The organism is Streptomyces sp. NPDC006259, assembly GCF_042870975.1.
Taxonomy (GTDB): Bacteria; Actinomycetota; Actinomycetes; order Streptomycetales; family Streptomycetaceae; genus Streptomyces.
Window position 1 is genome coordinate 133,518 of the sequence record NZ_JBIAHY010000002.1, and the last position, 23,508, is coordinate 157,025.

The 23,508-nt window shown below is 72.9% G+C and carries 22 protein-coding genes; 10 read left to right on the top strand and 12 right to left on the bottom strand.

Translation table 11 applies throughout. The features are described from left to right. Positions 1-29 precede the first annotated feature (29 nt). The 4 genes from ACFYO5_RS06790 to ACFYO5_RS06805 all read left to right on the top strand — a co-directional run bounded on the left by ACFYO5_RS06790 (position 30) and on the right by ACFYO5_RS06805 (position 4,040). On the top strand, positions 30-704 hold the full coding sequence (locus ACFYO5_RS06790) for an urease accessory protein UreF (protein ID WP_388705044.1): 675 nt from the start codon (positions 30-32) through the stop codon (positions 702-704). A gap of 154 nt (positions 705-858) precedes the next feature. Continuing rightward, positions 859-1,536 carry an urease accessory protein UreG gene (gene ureG / locus ACFYO5_RS06795; RefSeq protein ID WP_388705046.1) on the top strand — a complete coding sequence of 226 codons (678 nt, stop codon included), beginning with the start codon at positions 859-861 and terminating at the stop codon, positions 1,534-1,536. Position 1,537: 1 nt separating this feature from the next. Then, a complete protein-coding gene (locus ACFYO5_RS06800; protein WP_388705049.1) occupies positions 1,538-2,290 on the top strand; it encodes an urease accessory protein UreD in 753 nt (250 codons plus the stop codon). 151 nt (positions 2,291-2,441) lie between these two features. Continuing rightward, positions 2,442-4,040 (top strand): alpha/beta hydrolase, encoded by a 1,599-nt coding sequence (locus ACFYO5_RS06805; protein WP_388705051.1) that lies wholly within the window; start codon positions 2,442-2,444, stop codon positions 4,038-4,040. Between the two features lie 110 nt (positions 4,041-4,150). Here ACFYO5_RS06805 and ACFYO5_RS06810 read toward each other — a convergent pair whose 3' ends face one another. The 5 genes from ACFYO5_RS06810 to ACFYO5_RS06830 form a co-directional block, all read right to left on the bottom strand. Beyond that, positions 4,151-4,876 carry a lysophospholipid acyltransferase family protein gene (locus ACFYO5_RS06810; protein WP_388705053.1) on the bottom strand — a complete coding sequence of 242 codons (726 nt, stop codon included), beginning with the start codon at positions 4,874-4,876 and terminating at the stop codon, positions 4,151-4,153. Between the two features lie 636 nt (positions 4,877-5,512). Continuing rightward, positions 5,513-8,044: a SpoIIE family protein phosphatase gene (locus ACFYO5_RS06815; RefSeq protein ID WP_388705056.1), complete on the bottom strand. Its 2,532-nt coding sequence runs from the start codon at positions 8,042-8,044 to the stop codon at positions 5,513-5,515. Between the two features lie 891 nt (positions 8,045-8,935). Beyond that, positions 8,936-10,156: an ornithine--oxo-acid transaminase gene (gene rocD, locus ACFYO5_RS06820; protein WP_388705059.1), complete on the bottom strand. Its 1,221-nt coding sequence runs from the start codon at positions 10,154-10,156 to the stop codon at positions 8,936-8,938. Next, complete coding sequence (ddaH, locus tag ACFYO5_RS06825) at positions 10,153-10,974, bottom strand: dimethylargininase (protein ID WP_388705062.1); 822 nt, start codon at positions 10,972-10,974, stop codon at positions 10,153-10,155. Before ddaH ends, rocD begins: the two co-directional genes overlap by 4 nt. Before the next feature lie 125 nt (positions 10,975-11,099). After that, positions 11,100-11,615, bottom strand: a complete 516-nt coding sequence (locus tag ACFYO5_RS06830) for an Lrp/AsnC family transcriptional regulator (protein WP_356562931.1) — start codon at positions 11,613-11,615, stop codon at positions 11,100-11,102. A 77-nt stretch (positions 11,616-11,692) separates the two neighbouring features. On the opposite strand from ACFYO5_RS06830, the gene ACFYO5_RS06835 reads away from it, so the two are divergent. The 4 genes from ACFYO5_RS06835 to ACFYO5_RS06850 are packed head-to-tail and all read left to right on the top strand — an operon-like array spanning position 11,693 to position 15,757. Continuing rightward, the gene (locus tag ACFYO5_RS06835; protein ID WP_356562933.1) at positions 11,693-12,442 is read left to right on the top strand and encodes a LytTR family DNA-binding domain-containing protein; all 750 of its coding nucleotides are present in this window, start codon (positions 11,693-11,695) and stop codon (positions 12,440-12,442) included. A gap of 2 nt (positions 12,443-12,444) precedes the next feature. Then, a complete protein-coding gene (locus ACFYO5_RS06840; RefSeq protein WP_356563166.1) occupies positions 12,445-12,843 on the top strand; it encodes a hypothetical protein in 399 nt (132 codons plus the stop codon). Continuing rightward, on the top strand, positions 12,840-14,555 hold the full coding sequence (locus ACFYO5_RS06845; protein WP_388705066.1) for a cation acetate symporter: 1,716 nt from the start codon (positions 12,840-12,842) through the stop codon (positions 14,553-14,555). The genes ACFYO5_RS06840 and ACFYO5_RS06845 overlap by 4 nt, the downstream gene beginning before the upstream one ends. Further along, the gene (locus tag ACFYO5_RS06850; protein WP_388705069.1) at positions 14,552-15,757 is read left to right on the top strand and encodes a sensor histidine kinase; all 1,206 of its coding nucleotides are present in this window, start codon (positions 14,552-14,554) and stop codon (positions 15,755-15,757) included. Before ACFYO5_RS06845 ends, ACFYO5_RS06850 begins: the two co-directional genes overlap by 4 nt. Before the next feature lie 20 nt (positions 15,758-15,777). Here the strand turns inward: ACFYO5_RS06850 and ACFYO5_RS06855 are convergent, their stop codons facing one another. The 5 genes from ACFYO5_RS06855 to ACFYO5_RS06875 all read right to left on the bottom strand — a co-directional run bounded on the left by ACFYO5_RS06855 (position 15,778) and on the right by ACFYO5_RS06875 (position 20,364). Beyond that, positions 15,778-15,960 carry a hypothetical protein gene (locus ACFYO5_RS06855; protein ID WP_356562938.1) on the bottom strand — a complete coding sequence of 61 codons (183 nt, stop codon included), beginning with the start codon at positions 15,958-15,960 and terminating at the stop codon, positions 15,778-15,780. 110 nt (positions 15,961-16,070) lie between these two features. Beyond that, the gene (locus tag ACFYO5_RS06860) at positions 16,071-17,018 is read right to left on the bottom strand and encodes a cytochrome c oxidase assembly protein (RefSeq protein ID WP_356562940.1); all 948 of its coding nucleotides are present in this window, start codon (positions 17,016-17,018) and stop codon (positions 16,071-16,073) included. Positions 17,019-17,135: 117 nt separating this feature from the next. Continuing rightward, positions 17,136-18,161, bottom strand: coding sequence for a 6-phosphofructokinase (locus ACFYO5_RS06865; RefSeq protein ID WP_388705072.1), 1,026 nt, complete (start codon positions 18,159-18,161; stop codon positions 17,136-17,138). A gap of 215 nt (positions 18,162-18,376) precedes the next feature. Then, entirely contained in the window at positions 18,377-19,105 is a 729-nt protein-coding gene (locus ACFYO5_RS06870) for a type 1 glutamine amidotransferase (RefSeq protein WP_073491088.1), read from the bottom strand. Between the two features lie 20 nt (positions 19,106-19,125). After that, positions 19,126-20,364, bottom strand: coding sequence for a MurT ligase domain-containing protein (locus ACFYO5_RS06875; RefSeq protein ID WP_073491089.1), 1,239 nt, complete (start codon positions 20,362-20,364; stop codon positions 19,126-19,128). 158 nt (positions 20,365-20,522) lie between these two features. On the opposite strand from ACFYO5_RS06875, the gene def reads away from it, so the two are divergent. Next, positions 20,523-21,062 (top strand): peptide deformylase, encoded by a 540-nt coding sequence (gene def, locus ACFYO5_RS06880; RefSeq protein WP_388705076.1) that lies wholly within the window; start codon positions 20,523-20,525, stop codon positions 21,060-21,062. 79 nt (positions 21,063-21,141) lie between these two features. On the opposite strand, the gene ACFYO5_RS06885 is transcribed toward def, so the two are convergent. Then, entirely contained in the window at positions 21,142-21,783 is a 642-nt protein-coding gene (locus ACFYO5_RS06885) for a TetR family transcriptional regulator (RefSeq protein WP_356562946.1), read from the bottom strand. Positions 21,784-21,953: 170 nt separating this feature from the next. On the opposite strand from ACFYO5_RS06885, the gene ACFYO5_RS06890 reads away from it, so the two are divergent. Continuing rightward, positions 21,954-23,183 carry an acyl-CoA dehydrogenase family protein gene (locus ACFYO5_RS06890; RefSeq protein ID WP_356562947.1) on the top strand — a complete coding sequence of 410 codons (1,230 nt, stop codon included), beginning with the start codon at positions 21,954-21,956 and terminating at the stop codon, positions 23,181-23,183. A gap of 79 nt (positions 23,184-23,262) precedes the next feature. Here ACFYO5_RS06890 and ACFYO5_RS06895 read toward each other — a convergent pair whose 3' ends face one another. Beyond that, on the bottom strand, positions 23,263-23,499 hold the full coding sequence (locus tag ACFYO5_RS06895) for a DUF6213 family protein (RefSeq protein ID WP_057580803.1): 237 nt from the start codon (positions 23,497-23,499) through the stop codon (positions 23,263-23,265). Between the last annotated feature and the right edge of the window lie 9 nt (positions 23,500-23,508).

A 23,508-nucleotide genomic window follows, 5' to 3' on the forward strand; every position in this document is an offset into this window, starting at 1 on the left:
GCCCTGACGAGTCTCGCGGTGGGTCCGCGATGAGCCGGGCGGCACTTCTCGTCCTGGCCGACGGCCGCTTCCCCGCCGGCGGGCACGCGCACTCCGGCGGGGCGGAGGAAGCCGTCAAGGCGGGTCGGATCACCGGTGCGGCGGACCTGGAGGACTTCTGCCGGGGCCGGCTGCACACGGCCGGGCTGGTGGCGGCGGCGCTGGCCGCGGCCGCGGCGGCCGGGGCCGACCCCGTCGCACTGGACGCCGCCGCCGACGCGCGGACGCCGTCGCCCGCGCTGCGGGGGGCGGCGCGGCGGCTCGGGCGGCAGCTGATGCGGGCGGCGCGGTCCACCTGGCCGGATGCCGACCTCGACGCCCTGGCGCGCGCGTTCCCCAAGGGGGCGCATCAGCCGGTGGTGCTCGGGCTGACGGCTCGTGCCGCCGGGCTCGGGGCTTCGGACGCGGCGTACTGCGCGGCGTACGAGAGTGTGAGCGGGCCGGCCTCGGCGGTCGTGCGGCTGCTGAGTCTCGATCCGTTCGAGGCCACGGCCGTGCTGGCGCGGGTCGCTCCGGAGGTGGACCGGATCGTCGACCGGGCGGTCGTCGCGGGGGTGGGGGTGCTGGCGGAGGGGGTCGGTGCCCTGCCCTCGGCGTCCGCGCCGCTGCTGGAGATCGGGGCGGAGGTGCACGCCGCGTGGGGTGTGCGGTTGTTCGCCTCATGAGGAGTTTCGCCCCCGCCGCCCCCGCCGTCCCCGCCGCTCCCTCCCCGTCCCTTCCCGGGGGCCGCGCTCCCGGACCCTTCCCTCGGCCCTGAACGGGCCTCGCCCTCACACGCCGGACGGGCGCCGTGCCCAGCCGGTCGCAAAGGAGTCGTACATGCATCTCGAGCACTCCCCTCACGGGCCCGCCGCCGTCAGTGCCGACGCTCGTCGTCCGGACGGTGCCCGGCGGGCGTTCCGGGTCGGACTCGGGGGGCCGGTGGGGTCCGGGAAGACGGCCACCGTGGCCGCGCTCTGCCGGGCGCTGCGGGACGAGCTGTCGCTGGCCGTCGTCACCAACGACATCTACACCCGCGAGGACGCCGAGTTCCTGCTGCGGGAGGCCGTGCTGCCGCCCGAGCGGATCACGGCCGTCGAGACGGGGGCCTGCCCGCACACCGCGATCCGGGACGACATCTCCGCCAACCTCGAAGCGGTGGAGGACCTGGAGGACGAGGTCGGGCCGCTGGATCTCGTGCTCGTCGAGTCCGGTGGCGACAACCTCACCGCCACCTTCTCCAAAGGGCTCGTGGACGCGCAGATCTTCGTCATCGACGTCGCCGGCGGGGACGACATCCCCCGCAAGGGCGGGCCCGGTGTCACCACCGCGGACCTCCTCGTCGTCAACAAGACCGACCTCGCGCCGTACGTCGGCTCCGACCTGGGCCGGATGGCCGCCGACGCGAAGGCGCAACGCGCCGAACTGCCCGTCGTGTTCCAGTCGTTGCGGAGCGAGGACGGCGTACGGGAGGTCGCCGCGTGGGTGCGGGAGCAGCTCGCCGTGTGGACGGCGTGACATGAGCGGGGTGCACGCCACCGCGCGGATCCGGGCCCGTGCGGACGGTCGCGGCGGCACCGCCCTGCCCGTGCTGGAGAGCGACGGCCCGCTCGCACCGCGGCGGACCCGCGGCGAGGCCGGCGAGGCCCGTGTCGTGCTGGTCGGCGCGATGAGCGGCCCCCTCGGCGGCGACCGCTTCGCCGTCGAGGCGGACGTCGGCAGCGGTGCCCGGCTGCGCGTCGGCTCGGCCGCCGCCACCATCGCCCTGCCCGGCCAGGTCAAGGACGAGTCCCACTACGCGGTGCGGCTGTCCGTCGCCGACGGTGGCGAACTGCACTGGCTGCCCGAGCCGTTGATCTCCGCGCGGGGCAGCGAGCTGTACGTCACCACCCGCGCCGACCTGGATCCGGGTGCCCGGCTCGTCCTGCGCGAGGAGCAGGTGCTCGGCCGGGCGGGCGAGGAACCCGGCAGGCTCACCAGCCGACTTGTCGTCCGGATCGGCGGACGGCCCCTCCTCGACCAGGAACTGGCCTGCGGGCCGGGCGCTCCCGGCGGCTGGGACGGGCCCGCCGTTCTGGCGGGACACCGAGCCGTCGGACAACTCCTGGTGGTGCGGCCGGAGTTCGCGCACACCCCGGTCACCGCCCAGGTGCTCGGTGACAGCGCCGCACTCGTGCCGCTGGCCGGGCCGGCCGCCCTGGTCACGGCGGTCTCGCCGGACGGCCTGCGACTGCGGCGCGTCCTGGACGCGGCCCTCGAGTCCCTGACGTGACGCCGCCGTTCATCCGGTGAGCGGGACGCGCTGCTCCGGTTATCGGATTGGCAAAGAAGGTCAACGACACCTGTTCTCAGGGACCTCACAGCGGCAAGGATCCCCGTACTGACGTTCTGGACTGACGAACCGACATACGCGGAGGGTCCACTTGAGGGACATACGACCGACCAGACGGACGGCGGCGCTCGGCTCGGCCGGCGCACTCGTCGCCGCGACGCTGGTGGCCGGCGCGGTCATGGCGCCGACCGCCAGCGCGACCAGCGACCGGTCGGGGCAGGACCGCGAGATGCGGGGCGCCGCGATCGCCGCCGACCGGGCCGCGAAGGCCGGCATCGACTGGCACGACTGTCCGGCCGACTGGGGGCTGGAGAAGCCCATCCAGTGCGGCTACGTGACCGTGCCGCTCGACTACGCCAAGCCCCACGGCAAGCAGATCGAGATCGCCGTCGACCGCGTCGGCAGCACCGGGACCAAGGAGGAGCGCCAGGGCGCCCTCGTCTACAACCCCGGCGGCCCCGGCGGCTCCGGCATGCGCTTCCCGCGCCGGGTCACCACCAAGGCCCCCCTGTGGGCCAACACCGCCAAGGCGTACGACTTCGTGGGCTTCGACCCGCGCGGCGTCGGCCACTCCGCGCCCATCTCCTGCGTAGACCCGCAGGAGTTCGTCAAGGCGCCCAAGGCCGATCCGGTCCCGGACACCGAGGCCGACAAGCGCGCCCAGCGCAAGCTCGCCCGCGAGTACGCCGAGGGCTGCTACGAGCGCAGCGGCGACATGCTGCCGTACATGACGACGCCGAACACCGTGCGGGACCTCGATGTCATCCGCGCCGCCCTCGGCGAGAAGAAGCTGAACTTCCTCGGCGTCTCCTACGGCACCTACCTCGGAGCCGTCTACGGCACCCTGTTCCCCGGGCACGTGCGCCGTATGGTCGTCGACAGCGTGGTGAACCCCTCGCGGGAGAAGATCTGGTACCAGGCCAACCTGGACCAGGACGTCGCCTTCGAGGGTCGCTGGAAGGACTGGCAGGACTGGGTCGCCGCCAACGACGCGACCTTCCACCTCGGCACCACCCGCGCCGCCGTCCAGGCCAAGTGGCTCGATCTGCGCGCCACGGCCAAGAAGAGCCCCCTCGGCGGCGTCGTCGGCCCCGCCGAGCTGATCTCGTTCTTCCAGAGCGCCCCGTACTACGACTCCTCGTGGGTCCCGGTCGCCACCGTCTTCAGCAAGTACGTCGCCGGCGACGTACAGGCTCTCGTCGACGCCGCGGCCCCCGACCTGTCGGACACGGCGGGCAACGCCACTTCGGAGAACGGCAACGCCGTCTACACGGCGGTCGAGTGCGCCGACGCCAAGTGGCCCACCAGCTGGAACAGGTGGAACCGCGACAACACGCGTCTGCACAAGGACCACCCGTTCATGACCTGGGCCAACGCCTGGATGAACCTGCCGTGCGCCACCTGGCCGGTCAAGCAGCAGACCCCGGTGAACGTCAAGACCCACAAGGGCCTTCCGCCGGTGCTCATCGTGCAGTCCGAGCGGGACGCGGCCACCCCCTACGAGGGCGCCGTCGCACTGCACCAGCGTTTCAAGGGCTCCCGCCTGATCACCGAGAAGGGCGCGGGCTCCCACGGCGTCACCGGCCTGGTCAACTCCTGCGTCAACACCCGGGTGGACACCTACCTCCTCACGGGCAGGCTGGACACCGCGGACGTGACCTGCGCCCCGCACGCGACGCCCAAGCCGTGAGCACCGCCACGACCCGGCCGTAGCTGCTGACACGACGGTGAGGGGCGGCCGGATCATCCGGCCGCCCCTCACCCCTACCGTCCCGCTGTCGTGCGCGCGTCCGTCCGGTGTCAGCGCGTCGGCAGCCGGGGGAACCTGCGCGCCTTCTCCTTCGCCGCCGCCGCTTCCTCCGCCTTGACCTCCGCCGCGTACCGGTCGACGTACTCCTGGCCGGACAGCGTCAGGATCGCGTACATGATCTCGTCGGTGATCGCCCGCAGGATCGCCTTCTCGCCCTCCATACCGGCGTACCGGGAGAAGTCGAGGGGCTCGCCGAAGCGGATCGCCACGGGGTGCATCCTCGGGATCTTCCTGCCGGGCGGCTGTGCCTCGAACGTGCCGATCATCGCGCACGGCACGACGGGCACCCCGGCCCGCAGGGCCATCACCGCGACACCGACCTTGCCCTTGTAGAGGCGGCCGTCGTGCGAGCGGGTTCCCTCCGGGTAGATCCCGAGCAACTCGTCCTTGCCCAGGACCCCGAGGCCCTCGCGGATGGCGGCCTGGCCGGCGTCCTTGCCGGAGCGGTCGACCGGGATCTGCCCCGCACTGCGGAAGAAGGCGGCGGTCAGCCGGCCCTTGATACCGGGGCCCGTGAAGTACTCGGCCTTCGCGAGGAACGTGATACGCCGCTTGAGGATCGCCGGCATCAGGAAGTGGTCCGAGAACGACAGATGGTTGCCCGCGACGATCGCCGCTCCCGACGCCGGCACGTGTTCGAGCCCCTCGATGCGGGGCCGGAACACCAGGCGCAGCAGCGGTCCCAGCACCACGTATTTCAGGAGGTAGTAGAACAACGGGTGGCTCCTCAATCCGGCGGATCGGCTCAACCGCCGTGTTCCAGCAGGTCAACCAGCATGGTGTGGGGTGCAAGTCTAGGCGGGGCGGCGTACGGCGGGAACCCGCGCGCGTCGACGTCACGAGCCGTCCCGGCCCAGCGCTGCCGACGGTCGGGCCTGACGACGACCACGGCCGTGCCGTCGGTGACACCGCCGTGCGGCGCAGCTCCGGCAGGACGGCGGCGGCGAGTTCCTCCCGGGTCGGCGTGCCGGTGGGGGAGAGGAAGCCGGCGAGGCGTGCGTGCCCGGTGTCGATCGCCTCGCGCCGCCGGTCCGCCGGTCCGGCGTCTCACGTCGCCGTTCCACCGGTCCGTGGGCGTCGGCCACAGCGTCGGCAGGCGACCGTGGCGCGGACGGTGACCGTCTGTGAGGGACTGGGGCAGGTTGGCGGGGGCGGGCGTATGACGGTGGGCGGTGGCCCGGTCGAGCAGGGCCACCACGCCGGGGACGGCCCGCGACACCGCGGGCGTGGTCGATCGCCGAGCCGGCCACGGCCGGCCACGCCCCGTCCGGTGGTGGCGCGCCGTCGTTCGCCCAGGACGTGCGCCGCCGAGGGGTGGGGTCGAGGGCGTGTCAGACGTCGGGGTGGGCGTGTCAGACGTCGGGGTCGGTGAGCGACTGCTCGGCCCAGATGATCTTCCCGTCGGGGACGAAACGCGTGCCCCAGCGCCGGGTCACCTGGGAGACCAGCAACAGGCCCCGGCCGCCCTCGTCGGTGGTGCGCGGATGGCGCACGTGCGGGGTCGTGGCGCCTCCGTCGTGCACCTCGCAGACCAGGGCGCGCTCACGGATCAGGCGCAGCCGGATCGGGCCGGTGGCGTACCGGATGGCGTTGGTGACCAGTTCGCTGACGACCAGCTCGGTGGTGAACGACAGCTCCGCGAGACCCCACTCCGCCAGTCGGCGGACCGCGGCCTTGCGGGCCTCGGCGACCGCGGCCGGATCGGCGGGCAGGTCCCACTCCGCGACCCGGTCCGGGGACAGCCGCCGGGTACGGGCCATCAACAGGGCCACGTCGTCGTGCGGGCGGTCCGGGACCAGCACGTCGATCACCGTCCGGCAGCGCAGGTCGAGGGAGTCGGTCCGTGCTCTCAGGGCTCGCACCAGCCGCTCCCGGGCGGCGTCCGGCGTCCCCTGCTCACCCTGGGTCAGCAGCCCGTCCGTGTGCAGCGCCAGCGTGCTGCCCTCCGGCAGCAGCAGCTCGGCCGACTCGAACGGCGGTCCGCCCGCGCCCAGCGGCGGTCCCTGCGGCAGGTCCACGAACGTGATCGTGCCGTCGGGCAGGGCGACCGCCGGGGCGGGATGTCCGGCGGCGGCCATCGCACACCGTCCGTCGACGGGGTCGTAGACCACATAGAGACACCCGGCCCCCACCGCCCGTGTCCCGTCCTCCTCGTCGGACTCCCCGCCGTCCGTCCCGTCCTCCTGCGCCGTGCGGGCCACCAGGTCGTCCAGATGGGCCAGCACCTCGTCGGGCGGCAGCTCCAGGGCGGCGAGGGTGCGGACGGCGGTGCGCAGCCGCCCCATGGCCGCGGCGGCGTCGATGCCGTGCCCCTGCACCTCGCCCACGACGAGGGCGACACGGGCCCCCGAGAGCGGGATGAGGTCGTACCAGTCGCCGCCGAGACCGGTCAGCTCGTCCGCAGGCCGGTAACAGGCGGCGACCTCCACCGCCTCCTGCTCGGGCAGCCGGTGCGGCAGCAGGCTGCGCTGGAGCACCAGGGCCGCGTCGCGCTCGCGGGTGTAGCGGCGGGCGTTGTCCACGCAGACGGCGGCGCGCGAGACGAGGTCCTCGGCCAGCGTCACGTCCTCGTCGCAGAACGGCTCCTGGGTGGCGCGCCGCAGGAACGTGGTCACGCCCAGGGTGGCGCCGCGCGCCCGCACGGGCACGATCAGCACGCTCGGCGGGCCCGCGCCGGCGCCCAGCGGGGGAAGGCCGGGGCCCCAGTCCGCGGCGTCCGGTCCGAGCCGTTCCCCGCGCCAGGTCCGCCCGGTCACCAGACAGCGGACCGCGGGGGACCCGGCCCGGTGAACCACGACGGCCTCGGCGCCGGACTCCGTTTCCCCGGTGTCCGCCCGCGGCGTCTCCCCGTCGGCCCATGAGCCGTCCGTCCGCGAGTCGTCCGCCCGTGAGTCGCCCGCCCGCGAGCCGTCGGCCGCCGACCGCCGGCCGGCCCGGCGCAGCGCCACGGACCCGTCCGGTTCCTCGGCCCGCCCCACCACGGGCTCGGCACCCCGCAGCACCGACTCCAGGAGATCCACGGCTACGGCGTCGGCGAAACCCGGCACCACCACCTCGGCGAGTTCCTGCGCGGTCCGGGCGATGTCCAGGCTGCGGCCGATGTGCCGGCCGGCCCGGTCCAGGAGACCGAGGCGCTGCCGCGCGCGGTGCCGGTCGGTGATGTCCACGACCGTGTAGTAGACGCCCATCGGCCGGCGGCGGTCGTCGTCCAGACGGGTGAACGACAGCATGTGCGCCGTCTCGCGGTGCGGTGCGGCCCGCAGGCGCCCGACGTGCTCGTAGCCGACGACGGGCTCGCCCGTCTCCAGCACCTGCCGCATCCGCGCCTCCACCGCCTGCGCGTCGAACCCCGGCTGCACGTCCGCCAGCCGCAGCCCCAGCCGGCTGTCGGGCGCGCCGCCGCCGAACTGGGACAGGGCCGTGTTCGACCACACGAACCGCAGGTCCGTGTCCACGATCGCGATGCCGATCGGCGAACCGGCGACCATCTGTTCCAGCACGGACCGGCTCATGCTCCAGCCGTGCGCCTCGCCCATCTCGTTCACCAGGACCAGCCAGCGCCCCGGCCCGCCGGGCTCGTCCGCCGAGGTGATCCGCGCCATCACCGGCACCGGCTGCTGGTCCTTGCGGCGGGCCGACAGCAGCCCCGCCCACCCCCCGGACCGACGGCACACCTCCAGCACGTCCGGCACCCGCGCGGCGTCCACGACCGTCAGCAGCCCGGCAAGATCCTTGCCCACGGCCTCCGCGGCCCCATAGCCGAACAGTCGTTCGGCATCCCTGGTCCAGCTGGTCACCACCCCCCGCGCGTCGAGCAGCAGGGGAACGGCATCCGCCACGTCGAACCGCCGGCGGGCCACATCGTCCAGGTCGTGACTGCCCACGGCCGACCTCTCTGTCGCTGAGGGTCTTGAGGGTCCTGAGAGTCCTCTACCACCTCTCGACTCCATCTTCACCCGCCACCCCGAGGAAGGCCTCCGGCGGCGACCGGCACACGACGGCTCGAGGCTCCTTCAGCGGGACCCGTCCGGCGGCCATCCGCCCGAGTGCGAGCGGCGGGCCCCGCCGCGGGCAGGCCCTCACGACGGGGGCAACGAGGCTCCGAGTAGTGGGCGCCGACGGTGGGTGCGGACGGTGACCGCCTCGACCCGGCCGCAGGCCTGCCTTCCAGCTGGCGCGAGCGCCTCCGGACGGCCGAGGTCCTCCGGGTCCCCAGGCGGCAGCCCGCGCGGTGCTCGGCCGGGCTCCGACGCGAGCCCGGGTCGGGAGGGTGGAGCCCCCTGGAGTAGGGACCGGGGTGAGGGCGGCGGGGGCGAGGAGCCCGCGAGCGCCGAGGTGAGGCACCCGCGGGGACGGGCCCGAGGCACCCGCGGGGACGCGTCCGAGGAATCCGCGAGCCCCGAGGTGAGGCGCCCGCAGGGACGGGTTCGAGGAGCCCGTGAGCCCCGAGGTGACGCACCTGGGGGGACGGGTTCGAGGAGCCCGTGAGCCCCGAGGTGACGCACCTGGGGGGACGGGCCCGAGGAATCCGCGAGCCCCGAGGTGAGGCGCCCGCGGGTACGGGCGGAGACACCCGTGGGGGACGGGACCGAGGCACCCGCGGGGACGCGTCCGAGGAATGCGCGAGCCCCGAGGCGAGGCACCCGCAGGCACGGGCCCGAGACACCTGCGGGGAGGGGCCGGAGGAATCCGCGAGCCCCGAGGCGAGGCACCCGCGGGCACGGGCCCGAGACACGGGCCCCAGGAACCCCGCGCGGCCCCCGGAGGGAACCCGCCTACGCCCCCAGCACCTTCGCCAGCGCCCCCAGCGCCATCCCCAGCTCCTCCTCCGTGATCGTCAGCGGCGGGGCCAGTCGGATCGTCGAGCCGTGGGTGTCCTTCACCAGGACGCCCTCCGACAGGAGCCGTTCCCCGATCTCCCGTCCGGTGCCGACCGCCGGGTCCACGTCGACCCCCGCCCACAGCCCGCGTGCGCGGAACCCGACGACTCCCCGGCCGACCAGCCCGGTGAGTCCGTCCCGCAGCACATCCCCCAGAGCGGCCGCCCGTGCCTGGAACTCACCGGTCTCCAGCAGCGACACCACCGCCGTCCCCACCGCCGCCGCCAGCGGATTGCCGCCGAACGTCGACCCGTGCGAACCCGGCCGCAGCACGGCCAGCACGTCCCGCCGCGCCACGACCGCGGACACCGGCACGATCCCCCCGCCCAGCGCCTTGCCGAGCAGCAGCACATCGGGGACGACGCCGTCGTGCTCGACGGCGAGCGTCCGCCCGGTCCGCCCCAGCCCGGACTGGATCTCGTCGGCGACGAAGAGGCAGTTCTCGCGCAGGGTCAGTTCCCGCACCCCGGCCAGATAGCCGTCGTCGGGGATGACGACCCCCGCCTCGCCCTGGATCGGCTCGATCAGCACGGCCGCCGTCGTCTCGTCGACCGCCGCCTCCAGCGCCGCCAGGTCGTTGTAGGGCACGATCCGGAACCCCGGCGTGAACGGCCCGAACCCGGCGCGCGCCGTCTCGTCGGTCGAGAAACTGACGATCGTCGTCGTACGGCCGTGGAAGTTGTCCGCGGCGACCACGATCGTCGCCCGGTCGGCAGGCACCCCCTTCACCTCGTACGCCCACTTGCGGGCCACCTTGATCCCGCTCTCGACGGCCTCCGCGCCGGTGTTCATCGGCAGCACCATGTCCAGCCCGGTCAACCGGGCGAGCCGTTCCGCGAACTCGGCGAGCCGGTCGTTGTGGAAGGCGCGGGAGGTGAGCGTCAGCCGGTCGAGCTGGCGGTGCGCCGCCTCGATCAGCGCGGGGTGGCGGTGCCCGAAGTTCAGCGCCGAGTACCCGGCCAGCATGTCGAGGTAGCGGCGGCCCTCGACGTCCTCCACCCACGCGCCCTCGGCACGCGCGACGACCACGGGCAGCGGGTGGTAGTTGTGCGCGAGGACGGGCTCCTCGGCCCGGATCAGGTCGGCGGAGGTCTGGGTGCGAGCGGGTGCGGTCATGAACGGATCTCCTGGGTGCAGCACTTGATGCCACCTCCGGCCTTCTGGAACTCCGAGAGGTCGACGGGGACGGGGACGTAGCCGCGGTCGGCGAGCCGGCCGGCGAGCGCCTCGGCGCGCGGCGCGATGAAGACGTTGCGGCCGTCGGAGACGGAGTTCAGCCCGAACGTCATCGCGTCGTCACGGGTGGCGAGCACCGCGTCCGGGTAGAGCCGGGCGAGCACCTCACGGCTGCCGGGCGAGAACGCCTCGGGGTAGTACGCGATGTTTCCGTCGGGCCGGCCGTCGAGCACGAACAGCGCCGTGTCCAGGTGGTAGAAGTGCGGGTCCACCAGCGTCAGGCTGACCACCGGGTGCCCGAAGAACTCCTGCACCTCCCGGTGTGCCTCCCGGCTCGTCCGGAATCCGGTCCCGGCCAGCATGTACCGGCCGGTCCACACCAGGTCGCCCTCGCCCTCGCAGACGGACGCGGGCCGGTGGACGTCGAAGCCCGCCGTCCTGAACCAGCTCTCGTAGTGGTGGGACTCGGGGCGCCGCTCGGGCGCGTGGAAGAGGGACCCGAAGACGCGGCCGCCGACGACGACCGCGGAGTTCGCGGCGAAGACCATGTCGGGCAGGCCGGGGGCGGGCTCGACGGTGTCGACGGTGTGGCCGTGCGCCCGGTAGGCGCGGATCAGCGCCTGCCACTGCTCGTGCGCGAGGTCGACGTCGACGGGGGAGTCGGGACACATCCAGGGATTGATCGCGTACTGCACGGCGAAATGTCTGGGTTCACAGACGAGGAAGCGCCGAAGGCGCGGCACACGGCTGACGGTCACAGAGGGGTTCCTCCGCTTTTCCTGCGCTGTGGAATTGGGGTGACACCACGGTAGAAAGCGATCGGGACGCCCGACAAGGAAGAAGAGTTGCGTGTTCACGCAGGAACGCTGCGTGTTCCGTCTGCTCAGCGCACGTCTGATGCGTGATCGGGCTCGGCGTGCGGGGCCGCGTGGGTCGCGCCCGCCTCCGGGCTCTCCGGCAGCAGGTGCGACAGCACCATCACACTGATCGTCTTGCGGATGAACGGCTCCACCCGGATGCGTTCCAGGACCTCCTCGAAGTGCCCCACGTCCCGCGCCCGCACGTGCAGCAACGCGTCCGCGCCGCCGGTCACGGTCATCGCCGCGGTGATCTCCGGATGGTTGCGCACCACCTCCGCGAGCCGCCGCGGCGGCGCGGCCCCCTCGCAGTACACCTCCACGTACGCCTCCGTACGCCAGCCCAGCGCCGACGGCCGCACCGTCGCCGTGAACCCGGTGATCACCCCGCTGTCCCGCAGCCGGTCCACCCGGCGCTTGACCGCCGTGGCCGACAGCCCGATCGCCGTGCCGATCTCGGCGAAGCTCGTCCTGGCGTTGGCCATCAGCGCGGTGAGGATCTTCCGGTCGAGACCGTCGAAAGGGGCGGGGCCGCTGTTCATGCGGGCACTGTATCCAGCGGACACGTCCGCACCCCGGCCGTGTCCCGCCGTACCGATCGCCCCTACACTCCACCCTCATGCTGCGCGCTCTCGCCGTCGACGACGAACGCCCCTCGCTGGAGGAGCTGCTCTACCTGCTCACCGCGGATCCCCGGATAGGGAGTGTGGAGGGCGCCGGTGACGCGACGGAGGCGCTGCGCCGGATCAACCGGGCCCTGGAGTCCGGTCCCGACGGCCCCGAGGCCATCGACGTGGTCTTCCTCGACATCCAGATGCCCGGCCTCGACGGCCTCGACCTGGCCCGGCTGCTCACCGGCTTCGCCCGCCCGCCGCTGGTCGTGTTCGTCACCGCCCACGAGGACTTCGCCGTCCAGGCCTTCGACCTGAAGGCCGTCGACTACGTCCTCAAACCCGTCCGCAAGGAACGCCTCGCCGAGGCCGTCCGCCGCGCCGCCGAACTGCGCGGCACCGCCCCGCGCATCCCCGTCCACGAACCCGACCCCGACCAGATACCCGTCGAGCTGGGCGGCGTGACCCGGTTCGTGGCCGTCGACGACATCACCCACGTCGAGGCCCAGGGCGACTACGCCCGCCTGCACACCGACCGCGGCAGCCACCTGGTCCGCATCCCGCTGTCCACCCTGGAGGAGCGCTGGCGCGCCCGCGGCTTCGTCCGCATCCACCGCCGCCACCTCGTCGCCCTGCGTCACATAGGCGAACTGCGCCTGGACGCCGGCACGGTGAGCGTCGTCGTCGGCGGCGAGGAACTCCAGGTCAGCCGCCGCCACGCCCGCGAACTGCGGGATCTGCTGATGAGGAGGCCGTGACGGTGCCCCAGCCGGACCCCTCCGAGCGTCGCGTCGTCGTCACCGGACCGCCCCGCCGCATCCCCCCGCACGCCCGGCTCCGCTCGCGCGGGCGGCACCCCCACGCCTCCGGCTACTACCGCCCGCGCACCGAGATCGACGAGCAGACCACCCTCGGCCACACCTACGTCCGCTCCCTGATGCGCACCCAACTGCGCGCCGGACTCACCGCCTTCGCGGTCCTGGTCCTGCTGGTCGGACCGCTGCCGCTGCTGTTCGCGGCGATGCCCGACGCCCGCCGCCTGGAGTGGGCGGTCCTCGGCTTCGGCCTGTACGCCCCGCTGGTCGCGCTGGCCCGCTGGTACGTCCGCCGCGCCGAACGCAACGAACGCGACCTGGTGCGCCTGGTCGAGGACCGATGAACTCCGCGTTCGCCGTCCCCGCCGTCGCCCTGGTCGTCGTGGCGACCGTCCTCGTCGGCGCCTTCGGCCTGCGCATCTCCCGCACGACCTCCGACTTCTACGTCGCCTCGCGCACCGTCGGCCCCCGCCTCAACGCGGCCGCCATCAGCGGCGAGTACCTCTCCGCGGCCTCCTTCCTCGGCATCGCCGGACTGGTCCTCGTCCAGGGCCCCGACATGCTCTGGTACCCGGTCGGCTACACCGCCGGCTACCTGGTCCTGCTCCTCTTCGTGGCCGCCCCGCTGCGCCGCTCCGGCGCCTACACCCTGCCCGACTTCGCCGAGGCCCGCCTCGCCTCGCAGGCGGTACGGCGGCTCGCGGGCGCCTTCGTCGTGGGCGTCGGCTGGCTCTACCTGCTGCCCCAGCTCCAGGGCGCCGGACTGACCCTGACCGTGCTCACCGGGGCCCCCGACTCGCTCGGCGGACTGATCGTCGCCGTGGTCGTCACCGCCACCGTCGCCGCCGGCGGCATGCGGAGCATCACGTTCGTGCAGGCCTTCCAGTACTGGCTCAAGCTCACCGCCCTCCTCGTCCCCGCCCTGTTCCTGGTCCTGGCCTGGCACGGCGACGGCGCGCCCCGGCACGTCTTCGAGGAGCCGCCCGCCTTCCGCGACCAGCGGGCCGTCCGCGTCGGCGCGACCCTCGACCTGGAACTGGACCGGCCCCTCACCGTGACGGTGACAGGCACGGTCGACGGCCGTCGGCACGAGGAGGACGCCCTGCGCCTCCCCGCCGGCGTCCACCGCGTCGAACAGGGCACCCGCCTCACCTTCACCCCGGGCACCCCCGTGCCCGACGCCGAGCGCGGCAGCGGCGGCGGCATGTCCACCACCCTCGCCGCGGGCCGCGAGGAACGCCCCCTGTACGCGACGTACGGCCTGATCCTCGCCACCTTCCTCGGCACGATGGGGCTGCCGCACGTCGTCGTCCGCTTCTACACCAGCCCGCACGGTGTCGCCGCCCGCCGCACCACCGTCGCCGTCCTCGCCCTCATCGGCGCCTTCTACCTGCTGCCGCCCGTCTACGGCGCCCTCGGCCGCCTGTACGCCCCGGAGCTCGCCCTCACCGGCGACGCCGACGCCGCCGTCCTGCTGCTGCCCGACCGGATGATCGGCGGCCTCGGCGGCGATCTGCTCGGCGCACTGGTCGCGGGCGGCGCCTTCGCGGCGTTCCTGTCCACGGCGTCGGGCCTGACCATGGCCGTGGCCGGGGTCCTCACCCAGGACGTCCTGCCTTCCCGCGGCGTACGGCACTTCCGGCTGGGCACCGGTCTCGCCATGGCCGTACCGCTCGCCGCGAGCCTGCTGGTGGGCGGGCTGCCGGCGGCCGACGCGGTGGGCCTCGCCTTCGCCGTGTCCGCGTCCTCCTTCTGCCCGCTGCTCGTGCTCGGCATCTGGTGGCGGCGGCTGACCCCGCCGGGCGCCGCCGCCGGGATGCTCGTGGGCGGCGGTTCGGCCTTCGTCGCCGTCGCCGCGACCATGGCGGGCCTGCCCGTCACGGGCGGCCCGCACGCCCTGCTGGCCTGGCCCGCCCTGTGGTCGGTCCCGCTCGGCTTCCTCACCATGATCCTGGTGTCCCTGGCCACCCCGGGCCGCGTCCCGGCCGGTACGGCGTCCATCCTGGCCCGCTTCCACCTCCCGGAGGAGCTGCGGACGGCGGAGGTCAAGGCATGAGCGGCTTCCTGGCGGGCCTGTGCATCGCGATCCTGCCCTGCCTCGCGGCCGGCTTCCGGCTGGGCCGGCGCACCGCCCGTCCGCAGAGCCTCGGCGACCTCGGCACCCCCGTCGAGCACGCCACCTTCCAGACCCTGCACACCGCCTCCCTCGCCGCCCCGCCCCTGCGCGCCGGCCTCACCGAGGAGACGGCCCGCAGGTCCGCCGGCCGGCTACGCACCCTGCTCGGCACGGACGCCCTCTGCCTGACGGACCGCGAACAGCTCCTGGCGTGGGACGGCGTGGGCGCCCACCACCGTAACGAGATCATGGCCCGGCTGGCCGGCCCGCTGGACACCGGCCGCGGCGAGGCCTTCCCGCTGACCTGCGGCGCCCCCGACTGCCCGGTCCGCTGGGCCGTCCTCACCCCGCTCACCGTCGACGACCGGGTGCACGGCGCCCTCGTCGTCTGCGCGCCCCGCGAATCCGCCGTCCTGGTCCGGGCCGCGGGGGAGGTGGCCCGCTGGGTGAGCGTCCAACTGGAGCTGGCCGACCTCGACGACTCGCGCACCCGCCTCATCGAGGCCGAGATCAAGGCCCTGCGCGCCCAGATCTCCCCGCACTTCATCTTCAACTCGCTCGCGGTGATCGCCTCGTTCGTCCGCACCGACCCCGAGCGGGCCCGCGAGCTGCTCCTGGAGTTCGCCGACTTCACCCGCTACTCGTTCCGCCGGCACGGCGACTTCACCACCCTCGCCGACGAGCTGCACGCCATCGACCAGTATCTGGCGCTGGTGCGGGCCCGCTTCGGGGACCGCCTCTCCGTCACCCTCCAGATAGCCCCGGAGGTCCTCCCGGTGGCCCTGCCCTTCCTCTGTCTCCAGCCCCTGGTGGAGAACGCCGTCAAGCACGGCCTGGAGGGCAAGGCCGACAAGTGCCACATCCAGATCACCGCGCAGGACGCCGGCGCCGAGGCCCTGGTCGTCATCGAGGACGACGGCGCGGGCATGGACCCGGCCCTGCTGCGCCGCATCCTGGCCGGCGAGGTCAGCCCGTCCGGCGGCATCGGCCTGTCCAACGTCGACGACCGGCTCCGCCAGGTGTACGGCGACGACCACGGCCTCGTCATCGAGACGGCGCCCGGAGCCGGCATGAGGATCAGCGCCCGGCTGCCGAAGTACCAGCCGGGCGTCCACCCGGCGGCCCGCCCCGCACCGGGGTGAGCCACCCGCCGCTCAGTCGCTCACCTCTTGTGCGTGGCGACCATCGCGAGCGTGATCAGCCCGAGCACGACCCAGCCGAACCAGAGCCAGCCGTTGCTGCCGAGCGCCACCGTGTAGGCCGTCACCATGACGAGGCCGCCGATGGTGAGCGCCCCCATGGTCTTCGTGGAACCGTCCGCCGAACCGTTGATGGAACCGGGCATCGCGACACCCTCCTCCGGCACACCCCCCACAGGGTGCGTCCCCCTCCATGGTGCCCCGGTTCCGGCCCGCCGGCCCCGGAGAACGCTCAACGGCCTCCGGACCGCGTGCCTCAACCGCGTCCGCTCAACGAGGCCAGGTAGGCGTTGTACGCCTCCAGCTCCTTGTCGCCGTCCCGGTCGGCGGCCCGGTCCTGGCGCTTGGCCTGCCGCTGCTCGGAGCCGTACCACTGGAACAGCAGCGCGATCAGCACCAGCACCGAGGGGATCTCGCTGAACGCCCAGGCGATGCCGCCGGCCGCGTTCTGGTCGGAGAGGGCGTCGATGCCGAGGGAGGCGGGCGGGTTCTCGAAGGTCTTCACCATCGGCGTGGACGCCATCATCAGCGCGATGCCGAAGAACGCGTGGAACGGCATGCCGGCGAACAGCTCCAGCATGCGCATCAGGTAGCCCGGCCGGTTGGGTCCCGGGTCCACGCCCATGATCGGCCAGAAGAACACCACGCCGACGGCGAGGAAGTGCACCATCATCGCGACGTGCCCGGTCCTCGAACCCATCAGGAAGTCGAAGATCGGCGTGAAGTACAGCGCGTACAGGCTCGCGATGAACAGCGGGATGGTGAACGCGGGATGCGTGACGATCCGCATGTACCAGCTGTGCAGCAGCATCAGCAGCAGCTCGCGCGGCCCCTTGCGGCCCTTGCCGGCGGTGGGCAGGGCGCGCAGCGCCAGCGTGACCGGGGCGCCGAGCAGGATCAGGATCGGCGACAGCATGCTGATCACCATGTGCTGGACCATGTGCACGCTGAACATGACCATGCCGTAGTCGTTCAGCCGGGTGCACATCACCAGCATGATCGTCAGTACCCCGGCGGCGTACGCCACCGTCCGCCCGGCGGACCACGTGTCCCCGCGCCGCCGCAGCCGGACGACGCCCCAGGCGTACAGCCCGAGCGCGGTCAGGCAGGCGACGAGGAAGAACGGGTCCGCCGACCACTGAAGACCCCGCCCCAGCGTGAACGGCGGCAGATCCATCGTCATGCCGTGCCCGCTGTGATCCATCCGCCGGCTCCTGATTCGTGGGGGGATGTACGTTTCCTGCGCCCCAAGACTAGAACCGCCCCCGGCGACCGATGTCACCGGGGGCGTGGACGGGGGCACCCACCGGGAGCCCGACGGCTACAGCACGCACTCCGCCTCGGCGTACCGGTCCTCCGGCACCGTCTTCAGCGTCGCGACGGCTTCCGCCAGCTCCACCATCACGATGTCCGTCCCCCGCAGGGCCGTCATCCTTCCGAACTCGCCCCGGTGCACGGCCTCCACCGCGTGCCACCCGAACCGGGTGGCCAGCACGCGGTCGTACGCGGTGGGCGTGCCACCCCGCTGGACGTGCCCGAGGATCACCGGCCGGGCCTCCTTGCCGAGCCGCTGCTCCAGCTCGATGGAGAGCTGCCGGGCGATCCCGGCGAACCGCTCGTGCCCGTAGATGTCCTTGCCGCCCTCGTCGAAGGCCATGGAGCCGGGCGCCGGCTTGGCCCCCTCCGCGACGACGACGATCGCGAACCGCTTCCCCGCCTCGAACCGCTCGCCGACCCGCCGGGCCAGCTCCTCGATGCAGAAGGGGCGCTCCGGTACGACGATGGCGTGGGCGCCGGCCGCCATGCCCGAGTGCAGCGCTATCCAGCCGGTGTGCCGCCCCATGACCTCCACGACCAGGACCCGCTGGTGGGACTCGGCGGTGGTCTTGAGCCGGTCGAGCGCCTCGGTGGCGACGCCCACCGCCGTGTCGAAACCGAAGGTGACGTCGGTGACGGCGATGTCGTTGTCGATGGTCTTCGGCACGCCGACGATGGGCAGGCCGCTGTCCGACATCAGCCGGGCCGCCTTGAGCGTGCCCTCACCGCCGATCGGGATGACGGCGTCGAGGCCGAGTTCCTCGACGTGTCCGCGGGCCCGCTCCACGCCGTCCCGCAGCTGCGAGGGCTGGACCCGTGAGGAGCCGAGGATCGTGCCGCCGCGGGCGAGGATGCCGCCCACCGCGTCCAGGTCGAGCTTGAGGTAGTCGCATTCCAGGAGGCCCTTCCAGCCGTCCCGGAAGCCGATGACCTCGTCGCCGTGGTCCACGACGGCACGGTGCACGACGGACCGGATGACGGCGTTCAGGCCGGGGCAGTCGCCGCCGGACGTGAGGACACCAATGCGCATAGCCCGAACAACCTTCTCCACGTGGGCCGGATCCGGACCGCATTGTCCGGCTCGAACCCCGCCACCCTAGCGGCAGGAGGGGGCGGGGCCGAAGCACACGTCCGCCTGCTGGACGCGCCCGCTCACCTGTGCGGACGTACCGTCATCCGGGCTGCTGACGGCACCCCGAAGATCGGGTGAACACACAGGTCACGCGGGGTGCCGTGAGGCGCTGCCTAGGCGGGCTGCTGCGCGGAGGCGATGCGCTCGTTGCGCAGGGCCTCGTACCAGCGGTCGTCGGTCGGCGGGAGCGCGTTCACGTCGAGCGCCAGCTTCAGCAGCAGGTCCGCGATGAGCGGGTTGCGGGCCAGCACGGGACCGTGCATGTAGGTGCCGAAGACGGTGTCGTTGTACGCGCCCTCGGTGCCGTCGCCGGTGCCGTTGCCCTTGCCGATCTGGACGCGGGCGAGCGGGCGGGCGGTCGGCCCGAGGTGGGTGATGCCCTGGTGGTTCTCGAAGCCGGTGAGCGAGGGCAGGCCGAGGCGCGGGTCGATGTCCGCGAGGACGTCTCCGACGCACCGCTCGCCCTCACCGCGGGTCGTGGTGACGTCCAGCAGGCCGAGGCCGGGCTCGCGCTGACCGAGGTCGTTGACGAACTCGTGGCCGAGGATCTGGTAGCCGGCGCAGACTGCGAACACGATCGCGCCGTTCTGCACCGCCTGGTACAGGTGCCCGTCACGGCGCAGCCGCTCGGCGGCGAGCCGCTGCGGCCGGTCCTCGCCGCCGCCGATGAGGTAGATGTCGCCGGAGGTGGGGATCGGCTGGTCGCTGCGCACGTCCAGCCTGGCGACGTCGAGCCCGCGTTGCCGCGCCCGCCGCTCCACGACCAGGACGTTGCCCTGGTCGCCGTAGGTGCTGAGCAGGTCCGGGTAGATCCAGACGACCCGCAGTTGGTTGTCACTCATCACGTGAAGGTCCCTCGGGGTCAGTTGCCGACGCGGCGGCGCAGGTCCTGGAATGCGGTGTAGTTCGCGATGACCTCGATACGGCCGGGCGGCGCCAGCTGCACGGCCTGGTCGACGTTCTCGCAGACCTGGAAGTGCTGATTGGCGACCTCCAGGCGCACCGCGAGGTCCAGCTTGCGGTCACCGACGACGAAGATCGGGTGGCCGGTCAGACGGGTGTAGTCGACGTCCCACAGCCAGGACGTGTCGGTACCGTCGGCGCCGCGCGCGTTCACCGAGAGGATGACCGGGGTGGGCGGCGGGTCGATCAGGCTGAACGTCTCGAGCCAGCCCGCCGGGTTCTTCGCCAGCAGCAGCCGCAGGTCGCGCTGCATGAACTGGACGACGTCGTAGCGTCCGGCGACGGCCTGCACCTGGTACATCCGCTCCAGCGCGACCTGCGGCGGTACGCCGAAGACGGCGGCGACGGCGGCCGAGGAGGCGGCGTTGGCCTTGTTGGCGCGGCCCGGCAGCTGGAGGTGGATCGGCCAGGCCGAGCCGTGCGGGTCGAGGACGTGGTCGCCGGAGAGCGCCCAGCTCGGCGTCGGCCGCCGGAACCCGCACTCGCCGCAGAACCAGTCGTCACCCGGGCGCTGCATCACGCCACCGCAGGACGGGCAGGACCAGGCGTCGTCCTTCCACATCTGCCCGGCGGCGACCCAGATCACGTTGGGGGAGGAGGACGCGGCCCACACCACCAGCGGATCGTCGGCGTTGGCGATGACGACGGCCTTGGAACCGGCGAGTCCCTCGCGCCAGTTCTCCGCGAGCATGCGGGTCTCGGCGGCGCGGTCCAGCTGGTCGCGGGAGAGGTTGAGCAGCGCGATGCACTTGGGGGCGGTGTCGCGGGCGACGCCGGCGAGGTACTTCTCGTCGACCTCGATCACGGCGTACTTGGCGTCGGAGCCGCCGGCGAGGGCCGAGGTGATGCCGGCCGGCATGTTCGCGCCGAGCGCGTTGGACACGACCGGGCCGGCGGCCCGCAGGGCCTCCGCGATGAGGCGGGTGGTCGTGGTCTTGCCGTTGGTCGCCGAGACGAGGATGACGTCCAGGTTCTGGGCGAGCCGGGCAAGGAGGTCGGGGTCGAGCCTCAGCGCCACCCGGCCGCCGATGACCGAACCGCTGCCGCGTCCCGCGGCACGCGATGCCGCAGCGACCGCCTTGCCGGCGGTCACGGCGATCTTGGCCCGCGGCGTGAGCGGGTCCGAGTTGCCTGCCATCAGTTCTCGATCCTCCTTGCGTACGCGCCGCGCCTGAAGCCTGACGGCAACGTGGTAGGTGGTCAGCCTATCGAGATCGCTTCGCAGTCCCGAATCCCGGCACCGTCTCACGCTCCGCACGGCATGCGCGTGTCAGGAAGGACCGTACCCTTGCCGCCATGCGACAAGGTTCCATCCCGGGTGCCCGCGGACGCGTCCGGCCCCTTTCCCTGCTCGGCGATCCGGTCCTGCGGCAACCCTGCGCGGAGGTCACCGAGTTCGGTCCGGAACTGGCCCGCCTGGTCGAGGATCTCTTCGCCACGATGTACGCGGCACGGGGCGTGGGGCTCGCCGCCAACCAAGTGGGGGAGTCCTCACGGGTGTTCGTCTACGACTGCCCCGACGACGAGGACGTCCGCCACCTCGGCCATGTGGTGAACCCCCGCCTGGTGGAGGTGGACGGCGTGGTCGTCCGCGGTCCGGAGGGCTGCCTCTCCCTGCCGGGCCTGGAAGCGGGGACCGAGCGCTACGACCACGCCGTGGTCGAGGGTTTCACGGTGACGGGCGAGCCGGTCACCGTCCACGGCACGGGCTTCTTCGCCAGATGCCTGCAGCACGAGTGCGACCACCTGGACGGGCTGGTGTACGCGGACCGTGTGACGGGCTGTCGCGGAAGACGGCTGACGCGCCAGGTGAGGCGAGCGTCCTGGGGCGGGTGAGCGGGCTCACCCGGGGAGCGCGGGGGACGCGGGGCGGGCGGGGGACGCGGGGCGGGCGGGGGACGCGGGACGGGCGGGGTCAGAACCCCGGGCCGCCCGCCTTGTCGCCCGCCGCCGCCAGGCGCCCCCACAACAGATCCGCCAGGCTGCGCACCAGCTCGGCCCGGGGGCACGGCCGCTCCCCCAGCCACCAGTCACCCGCCGCGTGCATCATCCCGACGATCCCGTGTCCCCAGACGCGGGCGAGCTGCTGGGTCCCGGGTCCGACGTCCAGCCGCTCCTCGATGACCTGGGCCAGTTCCTCGCCCATCCGCCGCAACAGGGGAGCCGAGTGCTTGCCGACGTCGAAGCCCTGTTCGCCGGGGGCGCCGTCCGCCGGGTGCATCAGGAACCGGTAGACCTGGGGGCGGGCCTCGATGGCCGCGAGGTAGGTGTCCAGCGTGGCCTCGACCCGCTCGCGGCGTGCGGCGGGAGCGTCCAGAGCGGCCCGCAGGGAGGCGAGCAGTGCGTCGGTGTGCCGCTTGGCGAGAGCGGCGTACAGTCCACCCTTGTCGCCGAAGTGGCGATACAGGATCGGCTTGGTGATGCCGGCCTCCGCCGCGATGGCGTTCATGGAGGCCTGAGGGCCGTCTCGGAGCACCACTCTGTCGGCGGCCTCCAGCAACTCGCGCCGTCGGCGGTCGGCGGACCGTTGCTGCTCGGTCCGCTGCGTGGTGTCCATGTGCTCTCCCCACCCGTGCTGATTCGGTGACGCCTGCGCAAACTAACACCTGAGGACGGCCCGACATCGAACGGGCTGCCGAGCCGTCATCGGGAGTTGACTTTTCCTACCGACCGGTAACAGACTCCCGTTACCGCTAGTAACATTCACGTTCCGCCGCTGGAGGGGACATGGCCGAGTTCACCATGGAGCTCAACGACGAACAGAAGGAGGTCCGGGACTGGCTGCACGGCTTCGCGGCCGACGTCATCCGCCCCGCGGCCGCCGAATGGGACGAGCGTGAGGAGACTCCCTGGCCGGTCATCCAGGAAGCCGCCAAGGTCGGCATCTACTCCCTCGACTTCTACGCCCAGCAGTACTTCGACCCCACCGGCCTCGGCATCCCGATGGCGATGGAGGAGCTGTTCTGGGGCGACGCCGGCATCGCCCTGTCCATCGTCGGCACCGGCCTCGCCGCCGTAGGCGTCCTCGCCAACGGCACCGAGGAGCAGATCGGCACCTGGATCCCCCAGATGTACGGCGACCCGGCCGACGTCAAGGTCGCCGCCTTCTGCTCCTCCGAGCCCGACGCCGGTTCGGACGTCGCCTCGATGCGCACCCGTGCCGTGTACGACGAGGCCAAGGACGAGTGGGTGATCAACGGCACGAAGACCTGGGCGACCAACGGCGGCATCGCCAACGTCCACGTGGTCGTCGCGGTCGTCGACCAGGAACTGGGCTCCAAGGGCCACGCCTCCTTCATCGTCCCGCCGGGCACACCGGGTCTCGCCCAGGGCCAGAAGTTCAAGAAGCACGGCATCCGCGCCTCGCACACCGCCGAGGTGATCCTGGACAACGTGCGCGTCCCCGGCTCCTGCCTGCTCGGCGGCAAGGAGAAGCTCGACGAGCGGCTGGCGCGGGCGCGCGAGCGGGCGAGGGCGGGCGGCGGCGAGCGGGTGAAGAACGCCGCGATGGCGACCTTCGAGGCCTCCCGGCCGGCGGTCGGCGCGATGGCCGTCGGCACGGCCCGCGCGGCGTACGAGGTCGCGCTCGACTACGCGAAGACGCGCGAGCAGTTCGGCCGCCCGATCATCGACAACCAGGGAGTCGCCTTCCAGCTCGCGGACATGCGCACGCAGATCGACGCGGCGCGCCTGCTGGTCTGGCGCGCCTCGTGGATGGCGGTCAACGGCAGGCCGTTCACGGCGGCCGAGGGCTCGATGTCGAAGCTGTACGCCAGCGAGACGGCGAAGAAGGTGACGGCGCAGGCCGTCCAGATCCTCGGCGGCAACGGCTACACGCGGGAGTACCCGGTGGAGCGGATGCACCGGGACAGCGCCATCTACACGATCTTCGAGGGAACGAGCGAGATTCAGCGACTGGTGATCGCGCGGACCCTGTCGGGGATGCCGATCCGGTAGCCGCCGGGGAGGGGAACCGCTCGATGCGGCCCACGGGCGCGCGGTGGGCCGTCGCACGGTTCCCCCGCGCCCCTGGGGCCTACGGCGCCCCGCCGCTGCTGTGGGCGATGCACGCCACGTCGATCCGGTCGGCCAGCTTCGCCAGTTCGATGGTCAGTGCGGCGACCGTGTCCTCGTCCAGGCCCTCCGCCCCGGCCTCGACGAGATGGAGCCACCGGCCACCCAGCGTGCGGAGCAGCTTGCTCACGTCGGCCGCGGCCACCTGGAGGGTCCCGCGGTCATCGACGATCAGAGGCAGAGTCACTTCGCGGTTCACAACCGGGAT